General features: G+C 43.6%; 9 protein-coding genes. 5 read left to right on the plus strand and 4 right to left on the minus strand.

All coding sequences use genetic code 11. The features are described from left to right. Window positions 1-106 precede the first annotated feature (106 nt). The 3 genes from AC4II3_RS29035 (at window position 107) to AC4II3_RS29045 (ending at window position 2,629) form a co-directional block, all read left to right on the plus strand. Window positions 107-553, plus strand: coding sequence for a DUF29 domain-containing protein (locus AC4II3_RS29035; RefSeq protein WP_488015948.1), 447 nt, complete (start codon window positions 107-109; stop codon window positions 551-553). A gap of 163 nt (window positions 554-716) precedes the next feature. Then, window positions 717-1,292 carry a Uma2 family endonuclease gene (locus AC4II3_RS29040; RefSeq protein WP_488015939.1) on the plus strand — a complete coding sequence of 192 codons (576 nt, stop codon included), beginning with the start codon at window positions 717-719 and terminating at the stop codon, window positions 1,290-1,292. 92 nt (window positions 1,293-1,384) lie between these two features. Continuing rightward, a complete protein-coding gene (locus AC4II3_RS29045; protein WP_488015941.1) occupies window positions 1,385-2,629 on the plus strand; it encodes an FAD-dependent hydroxylase in 1,245 nt (414 codons plus the stop codon). A gap of 17 nt (window positions 2,630-2,646) precedes the next feature. On the opposite strand, the gene AC4II3_RS29050 is transcribed toward AC4II3_RS29045, so the two are convergent. Continuing rightward, window positions 2,647-3,270 carry a hypothetical protein gene (locus AC4II3_RS29050; RefSeq protein WP_488015943.1) on the minus strand — a complete coding sequence of 208 codons (624 nt, stop codon included), beginning with the start codon at window positions 3,268-3,270 and terminating at the stop codon, window positions 2,647-2,649. A 419-nt stretch (window positions 3,271-3,689) separates the two neighbouring features. Between AC4II3_RS29050 and AC4II3_RS29055 the strand changes: the two genes are divergently transcribed. After that, window positions 3,690-5,168: a leucyl aminopeptidase gene (locus AC4II3_RS29055; protein WP_488015945.1), complete on the plus strand. Its 1,479-nt coding sequence runs from the start codon at window positions 3,690-3,692 to the stop codon at window positions 5,166-5,168. 319 nt (window positions 5,169-5,487) lie between these two features. Here AC4II3_RS29055 and AC4II3_RS29060 read toward each other — a convergent pair whose 3' ends face one another. The 3 genes from AC4II3_RS29060 to AC4II3_RS29070 all read right to left on the minus strand — a co-directional run bounded on the left by AC4II3_RS29060 (window position 5,488) and on the right by AC4II3_RS29070 (window position 6,857). Then, window positions 5,488-5,889 (minus strand): helix-turn-helix domain-containing protein, encoded by a 402-nt coding sequence (locus AC4II3_RS29060; RefSeq protein ID WP_488015946.1) that lies wholly within the window; start codon window positions 5,887-5,889, stop codon window positions 5,488-5,490. After that, window positions 5,873-6,172: a type II toxin-antitoxin system HigB family toxin gene (locus AC4II3_RS29065; protein ID WP_008189566.1), complete on the minus strand. Its 300-nt coding sequence runs from the start codon at window positions 6,170-6,172 to the stop codon at window positions 5,873-5,875. The genes AC4II3_RS29060 and AC4II3_RS29065 overlap by 17 nt, the downstream gene beginning before the upstream one ends. A gap of 487 nt (window positions 6,173-6,659) precedes the next feature. Next, complete coding sequence (locus AC4II3_RS29070) at window positions 6,660-6,857, minus strand: hypothetical protein (protein ID WP_488017226.1); 198 nt, start codon at window positions 6,855-6,857, stop codon at window positions 6,660-6,662. Here AC4II3_RS29070 and AC4II3_RS29075 point away from each other — a divergent pair, their 5' ends adjacent. Further along, the gene (locus AC4II3_RS29075; RefSeq protein WP_488017225.1) at window positions 6,858-8,582 is read left to right on the plus strand and encodes an ABC transporter ATP-binding protein; all 1,725 of its coding nucleotides are present in this window, start codon (window positions 6,858-6,860) and stop codon (window positions 8,580-8,582) included. Window positions 8,583-8,662 lie beyond the last annotated feature (80 nt).

Here is an 8,662-nt window from a genome sequence, read left to right on the forward strand (position 1 = left end):
AGGCAATAGGCAATAGGCAATAGGCAATAGGCAATAGGCAATAGGCAATAGGCATGCTAGCAAGAGTTAATAAACTAAGAGATCAATTGGGTATAGAAAGGGAGAGATACTTGTGGAAAAAGCATACACAAAAGACTTTAATTATTGGACACAACAAACAGCACAGTTGTTGCGAGAAGGTCGTTGGCAAGAGATTGACTTAGAAAATCTGATTGAGGAGGTTGAAGACTTGGGCAAGAGTGAAAGGCGGGGAATTACTAGCCAATTGATTCGCCTGCTGTTACATTTGCTCAAGTGGCAATACCAGCATCAGCGTCGCTCGGATAGCTGGCTGGATTCGATTACTGACGCTCGGACTCAGATTGAGCTAGCAATTGAAGATAGTCCTAGTCTCAGGAGCTATCCAGCCCAGCAGCTGGAACAAAGCTATCAGCGGGCTCGCCGTCAGGCAGCCCAGCAAACAGGAATGCCTGTTTCGGTTTTTCCAGAGGCTTGCCCCTATTCTATTGAATTGACCTTAGATCAGGATTGGTTACCAGAAGCTGAAAATTAAAGTATATTTTATGATAAAATAGGGAATATTAAATTAATTGATATTTGGGTAAATAAACCTATAAATTGTACTGAAAAAATCAAGGCACTAGAGGCACGGGTTGATAAATTGGAAAAGAATAATCGCTCATAAAATTAAGCTGTGTTTTTAACGTTAAGTTATCATGACCCTGATCAAAACTAAGCGCTTTAGCCTAGCTGACTATCATCGCTTGATTGATAATGGTTTTCTAACAGAAGATGACCGGGTGGAGTTGATTCGGGGAGAGTTAATACAAATGGTGGCGAAGGGTACGTCCCACTCGGTTTGCAACACTAAGTTATGGCGAGAGTTGGACAGGCTAGTAGGCGACCGTGGGGTGGTACGGGGACAGGAACCAATAATCCTATCCAACGACAGTGAACCGGAACCGGATGTTGCGATCGCATGGGGTCAGGCGGATGACTACTTGCCAAATCACCCTTATCCAAAGGATATATTGCTGGTGATTGAGGTGTCAGATTCAACCCTGGAGTATGACCAGACCGTAAAGCTATCCTTATATTCAGAAAACCAAATTCAGGATTACTGGATTGTTAACCTGGTGGCTGGTCAACTAGAGTGCTATACTCAGCCCTATCAAGATACTCGAAGAAATTTCGGCTATCGCGTCAAACGGGTAGTGTTGCCCAATGAAACGGTTACTATTCCTGCTCTTGGCGATCTGTCCCTAGAGTTAACTCGTGTGTTTCCAGCTTGAGCAAAATTCGATCAGTTGATGGGTTGATCTAAAAGCGTCACAATGAAAAAGAGTATATATTCCTATTTACCTAGACACTTAGTACTATAGTTATGGCGCTGGAACTGCTGATTCAAACTACCTCAGCAACCCATCAAAGTTTTGATTACGACCTAGCCATTGTCGGGGGTGGCATTACTGGTTCTACCCTGGCCTGTGCGTTGAAACATTCTGGGTTGAGCGTATTACTCATAGAAGCCAAACCCAAGTCAGTGGCAGTTGCCAGGGTACAAGCCTATGCTTTGTCTATCCTATCAGGGCGTATTTTCGCAGGTATTGGGGTTTGGGATAAAATCCTGCCGCAGATTAGCACATTTCGGCAGATCAGGCTTTCCGATGCTAACCATTCCGGTGTGGTGCATTTTTCCCCTTCAGATTTAGGGACCAATGCCCTAGGGTATGTGGGAGAACACCGTCCGGTGCTAACGTCATTGCAAGAATTTTTGACAGATTGCCCCAACGTTGACTGGCTGTGTCCAGCAGAAGTAGTGGATGTAGAGTATCAGGAGTCTGGGGTGGAGATTACTGTCAAGGAGGGTGATACTCAGCATCGAATCAGGACAAGGCTCGTGGTGGCGGCGGATGGAGCGCGATCGCAAATTCGGACTAGGGCTAGGATTACGACTCGTGGCTGGAAATACTGGCAATCTTGTGTGACTGCCCGGATTAAAACCGAAAAGCCCCATAATAATACGGCTTTTGAACGCTTCTGGCCTAGTGGTCCGATGGGGGTGCTGCCCTTGTCAGAGAATCGCTGCCAGGTGGTGTGGACAGCACCCCATGCTGAAGCCAAAGCGTTACAAGCACTAGACGAAGATCAGTTTCTCGCTAAGCTGGAATACTACACTGGTGGTCTTTTGGGTCGCTTGGAGTTGGAATGCGATCGCTATTTGTTTCCAGTGCAATTAATGCAGAGCGATCGCTACATTCAGTCACGATTAGCACTGATTGGTGATGCTGCCCATTGCTGCCATCCTGTCGGTGGTCAAGGACTAAACCTCGGCATTCGCGATGCTGCTGCCCTTGCCCAAGTCTTGAGTGAAGCACACCAAGCAGGGGAAGATATTGGAACTATAGAGGTTCTTAAGCGCTATGAAAACTGGCGCAAGCAAGAGAATCTGGTCATCTTAGGGTTTACCGATACCCTAGATCGGATGTTTTCCAACAACTGGTTACCAATAGTGGGGATACGCCGTCTCGGGTTATGGATGCTGCGCCGGATTCGTCCGATGAAGATTTATGCCTTGAAGTTGATGACTGGTTTGAGGGGAAATATTCCTCAAGTTGCTCAACAATAGAGCAGTGGCTCTCTTGCTCAATTACTGCAAGAGAGCGCTGCGATCAGAATTCTTGTTAAGGGTTCTAAATCGGTTGGTACGCGGTAGAGAGTCAATTGTTGGGTGATTAATTTGTCTTGCCGGTGCAGAATACCAAACTGCCAGATTGTTCCAGTTGAAACCGCTCCAAATAGCTGTGGCTGTTGCTCAACCGATGGGCATTTTTCCCACTGATCGAGGGCAATCAGTTCCACTGCCATCTGAGTGAAACCATTGGTAAGATCCTCTTGCTTTGCCTCAACTACTAACAGATTAGTCGTTGTCCTCAGCAAATAGTCCAACGTGCCTTGAAGCTGATTGCTGACCTTGATTGAATACTCAATCCGCAACTGCGCCCTTGTGTAGTGAATTAAATCTGCCATCACAGGAGCAATTAACATCTCCCGCCGGGATTGTTCGTTGGTGAGATCGAGGTAAGGTAAGATTTCTTCGAGGCGTGATTGGCGCTCCTGCAATCGATCTAACTCACCCTGATATTGCCGCAAATCTAATAAGCTACGTTCTAGTAAATAGCCATATTCTGCTAGGATTTCATCCGTGGGAGTTTTGAGTTTGGCTATTTCACTGAAGCTATAAGAACGGTTGGGGTCGAGCAGAGGCATAGGATGGAAACCAGAAATCAGCGATTAAGGGGAAATATTCCTCAAGTGGTTATACAATCAAGCATCGCTTAAGTCCATAGAACACTTCTTTCTAGTTTGGCTTACCTCGTGAAGCCAGTAAGACTTCGACAAAAATGTTGAGTTTCCTATAGCTTTGTCGAGGATTTACTTTTTGTGTGTTAAATGACTCTATATTTTGATCCATAAACGTCTCGATCCGGAACAAGTTGATTGATAGTTTATGATTATAACTTCTAAATATAACACAGATAGAATGTTTTTTTTGTTAATCGTCAGATAACATTTCAACAATATTTACACTAACTACCCACCAAACCCCCTCACCCCATCAACAGTCGATATCTGTTATGGTATTGGTTTCAAAACTATTCATTGTAACTACCTAGACAGAGAAAAATATGGAAATTCGAGGAACCGATACACCACGGTTAGACTGGACTGGTGATGCTCTAGCCATTGGGTTATTTGAGGATGCTGTAGACCTGACTGGTGATTTAGCCGAGTTGGATCAGAAACTGGCTGGTACGATTACAGAATTGATCGAGGAAACAGAATTTAAAGGTAGCGCTAATAGTTCTGCTGTCACCCGTGTGGGATCCGGTAGCCCAATCCGTAAAATTATCCTGGTAGGATTGGGTAAACCTGATGACCTGAGCTTAGATACACTTCGCCGTGGGAGTGCCACAATTGCCCGGACTGCGAAACAGCAGAAGATTAAAACTCTTGGAATTAGCCTACCGGTGGTTAATGATGACTCTACAGCAACTGCACAAGGTATCACTGAGGGGATAATCCTGGCACTACACCAAGACAATCGCTTTAAGTCAGAATCGGAGGATAAGGGCGCAAAGCTGGAACAGATTGATTTACTGGGATTGGCTGGGCAAGAACCAGGGATTGATAAGGCTCAGAAAATCTGTGAAGGTGTAATTTTGGCACGAGAGTTGGTGGCAGCACCAGCTAATGAGGTGACACCAATTAGTTTGGCTCAGACAGCAGAGGAGCTGGCATCAGAGTATGGTTTTTCCCTCGAAATCTTGGACAGGGAAGCCTGTGAAGAACTGGGAATGGGTGCTTTCCTAGGGGTTGCCAAAGCCTCAGATCTGCCCCCCAAGTTTATTCATATCACCTACAAACCTGATGGCACTCCAAAACGCAAATTAGCGATTGTGGGTAAAGGCTTAACCTTTGACTCCGGTGGTTTGAATATTAAAGGTTCTGGTAGTGGCATCGAGACTATGAAAATCGATATGGGGGGTGCGGCGGCTACCTTGGGCACTGCTAAGGCAATTGGCCAGTTGAAGCCGGATGTCGAGGTTCACTTTATCAGTGCGGCAACGGAGAATATGATTAGTGGTCATGCCATGCACCCAGGGGATATTCTTACTGCTTCTAATGGTAAGACGATTGAGGTCAATAATACCGATGCAGAAGGAAGACTGACCCTAGCAGATGCTTTAGTGTTTGCAGAAAAATTAGAGGTGGATGCGATCGCAGATTTAGCGACCTTGACTGGTGCCTGTGTTGTAGCATTGGGAAATGATATTGCTGGTTTATGGACCACTGATGATACAATAGCGCAACAGTTTAAAGATGCAGCAGAAGCGGCTGGTGAAAAACTCTGGCAGATGCCTATGGAAGAGAAGTACTTTGAAGGATTAAAATCTAAAATTGCTGATTTCAAAAATACTGGGCCCCGTGCAGGTGGTTCGATTACAGCAGCCTTGTTCTTGAAGGAATTTGTTAAGGAAACTCCTTGGGTACATATCGATATTGCTGGAACAGTTTGGAGTGAAAAAGAAAATGGTTGTAATAATTCTGGTGCAACTGGTTTTCCAGTTCGTACTTTGGTGAATTGGGTATTGAGTGAAACTTAGGGTAATCGGTAACTGATCCAACTATACTTAAGATCATTCCTTAGTTCACCAACCCCCTAGTAAGGCACGGCGGAAATAAAGATACCTTTCAAAAATAGCGAAACCCTTATCTAATAAGTATGCAATAATTTTGAATTTTGAATTTTAAATTCCGCCCACCATTACTAGCTATGGGTTTTCAAAAGAAGCAATTGGCTAAAGTACATAATTTATTTATTAATTTTAGGAAACAGGGAAGAGAAAAAAACTCTGTACCTCATAAGTATGAAAATTACTATACATCGAACGAACTCAAGTGTTAGCAATTGGTCAGGGCTTTTCACATAAACAAACTAGAATCAACTTGAAAAAAAACTCCCAAGGTTTTGGCTTGATATTTGCTAATTTCTCGCTTTCCATTAACTATGTCATCAACGGTTTTTTGAGAGCCAATAATTCCCACTAAATCCGCTGGTTCTATGTCTTTTTGCTCCATCAAAAAAAGTAACATAGACTGAGGATGAGATCTAATTCCTGGTGAATAATAGTCTTGTTCAAATTTTTCAATTAATGTAATCAACAATTCATACATTTGATCTTCTTCTGGTGTTCGTTGAGGTCGGTGCATCAACTCTTCTACAAAAGCTAAAGCTTTTTCATTATCTTCTTCTGTTTTAATCATTTTAGGTTGATCTTTAATTAATAACTTATTGTCTTGATTTCGATTAAAAGTAAGGATCATTCTTCCAGTTATTATAGTCGTATTCTGCGTGATTCAGAATATACTTGATGTAAATTAAATGCTTTTCATAATCTATACTTACGATTAAGCGGTACTTATTACCCTTAATATTAAAAACTGTAAAATTTCCTACTGCTTCAGCTTTTCTAAAAACCGATTGTACCTCAACTAAGTTAGACCAAGTAGCCTGATTGGCAATCTTATACCAGTTATCGAGAGCATCATGGCAATCAGCGTGTTTTTCACTAAATTCCCGCAAACGTCGATAGCTGATCACATGCATTTGATATCCTCTTTGGTCCCCTGCATCTATACACAACTCTCACTCCCTGTCAGCCATGCAAAGCGCGAGTGGGGGAAACCACGGCAGTCGCTCATGGGGGAGACCCCCAAGACCGCGCTGCCTCCCCAAGACCGGGCTGCATCGCTTTATTTTGAAACCAAAGAGAATAGAGCTATGCCAAGTTATGTTAACTAGCCCAATCAACTGTTGCTGAATCGGATTGCCTTGAATGGGACTGGTCTTGAACTGGGGGAATAACAATGATTGATAACGCCCAAATTTATTAAACTTGGGAAATCCATAGTCTCTGGTGTTAAATGCTTCTATGGTGTTGTGCAGTGGTTTAATCACATCCTGAGTGAAAGGCTTTTTTGGGCTTCAAGCTCGAAGACAGATAAAATTATTATTCTTAACGCCACAGTAGTTCTGACTTTGAATACCATCCAATGATTAGGATATCACAATCAGGGCGTTTGGATCTCGGTTGTTAACACCAGTCTGTAGGGTGGGCATTGCCTGGAAAAATCCCAAACCACTTCCAACGAAGTTTGGTCACCAATGCCCACCAACCAAGGTTGTTGATTCCCAACTGTTTTAGGCATCTCAGGCAAATCTGGGACTTGTCACCATCAGCTAACCGTAAGTGATAGGTTAAAACAGAAGCCATCATTCTCCCGATTGACACTTGAAACCTCACTCTAGTTACTGGCAACTGCGACCTTACCTTCGTTCCCAACGCTTAACTCTGGCTCAGACATTGGTTTGTACATTAGTATTCACTGTCTGCTGGCCCCTACTCCTTTGGCTATCTGAGCCCTTTTTTGCTGTGGTCGGACAGGGAAAACTGGTCAGGAGTCTTCAGCTAGCTGGGTTAGCTGCTGTTGTGTTTCTGACCCAGAAAATAGCGCAGTATTGTTTGTATACCCTATCAGCAAAAGCTTCACTACATATTGCCCTTCATTTACGCGAAAACGTTTTTAACCATTTGCAGCGCCTCAGTATTGGTTACTTTGAAGCTGCTAGAACTGGTGACCTTACCTACCGACTCACGGAAGATCTCGATCGGATTGGGGAGGTGATTTACAAAATTGTTCGTGATTTTATTCCTTGTGTCTTGCAACTGATTGTAGTATTAACTGCTGTCATCTATATTAATCCAGAACTGACCTTAGCCATAGTAATTATTGCACCATTGATGGGTTTGTTGATTGGTTGGTTTGGGGAACAGATCCGTAAATTCTCCCATCGCAGCCAAAATCGGATATCGGATTTGTCCGCAATGCTGACGGAAGTGTTTAGCGGGATTCGGTTAATCCAAGCTTTTGCCGCAGAAGACTATACCCTGGAAAAATTTAGTCAAGAAGCAGAAAACAACCGCAAAGCCAAGTATGCTGCTGAACGCCTCAGAGCAATTCAGTTTCCAATAGTCGGTTTTCTCGAAGCCTTGTGCTTCTTGTTACTACTATTGTTGGGAGCATGGCAAATTGCTGAGGGTAACCTCACGGCTTCCAAGTTTGTCAGTTACGGTATCGGTGTTGCCATGTTGATTGATCCGATCAACATTCTAACCCAAAACTATAATGAGTTCAAACAGGGAGAAGCATCGATAGACCGCATCTTTGAACTATTTGCCCTTGAGCCAACGGTAATCGAAAAGCAAAGCGCTATAGTTTTACCGCCAGCGACGGGTAAGGTAGAATACTGTAATGTCAGCTTTGCTTATCAACCTGGTGAGCCTGTACTGAGAAATTTGAATTTAGAAATTTCTCCAGGAGATGCGATCGCATTAGTAGGCGCTTCGGGTGCTGGTAAAACTACTTTGGTTAATCTCCTGCCCCGCTTCTATGATCCGCAATCTGGAGAAATCCTAATTGATGGCATTAATATCCAAGATATTACCCTCAATAGTCTAAGGCGTCAAATTGGTATTGTTCCCCAGGATACCACTCTCTTTTCAGGTACTATTGCTCAGAATATTGCCTTTGGTCACTTAAAACCTGACTTTAAAGCTGTTCAGGAAGCGGCTAAGATTGCCAATGCTCACCAATTCATTATTAAACTATCCCAAGGATATCACACTTGGGTAGGGGAGAGGGGAATTAATTTATCGGGAGGGCAACGACAACGGATTGCGATCGCACGAGCGGTATTGCTCGATCCTAGAATCTTGATTCTCGATGAAGCCACCTCCGCTTTAGACTCAGAATCAGAAGCCTTAGTACAAGAAGCCTTAGAACGGATTATGGAATACCGCACTGTTTTTATTATTGCTCACCGATTAGCAACAGTGCGCCGTGCTGACCGGATTATCGTAGTAGAACAAGGACGAATTGTCGAATCGGGTAACCATGAAGGATTGTTAGAGAAAGGTGGTCGTTATGCTCGGTTTTATGCTCAGCAATTTAATTGATCTAGTCAAGGAAATAGGGAACAGTAAATCGGGAATCGGGAATCGGGAATCGGGAATCGGGAATCGGGAATCGGGAATCG

The organism is Moorena sp. (assembly GCF_982860115.1).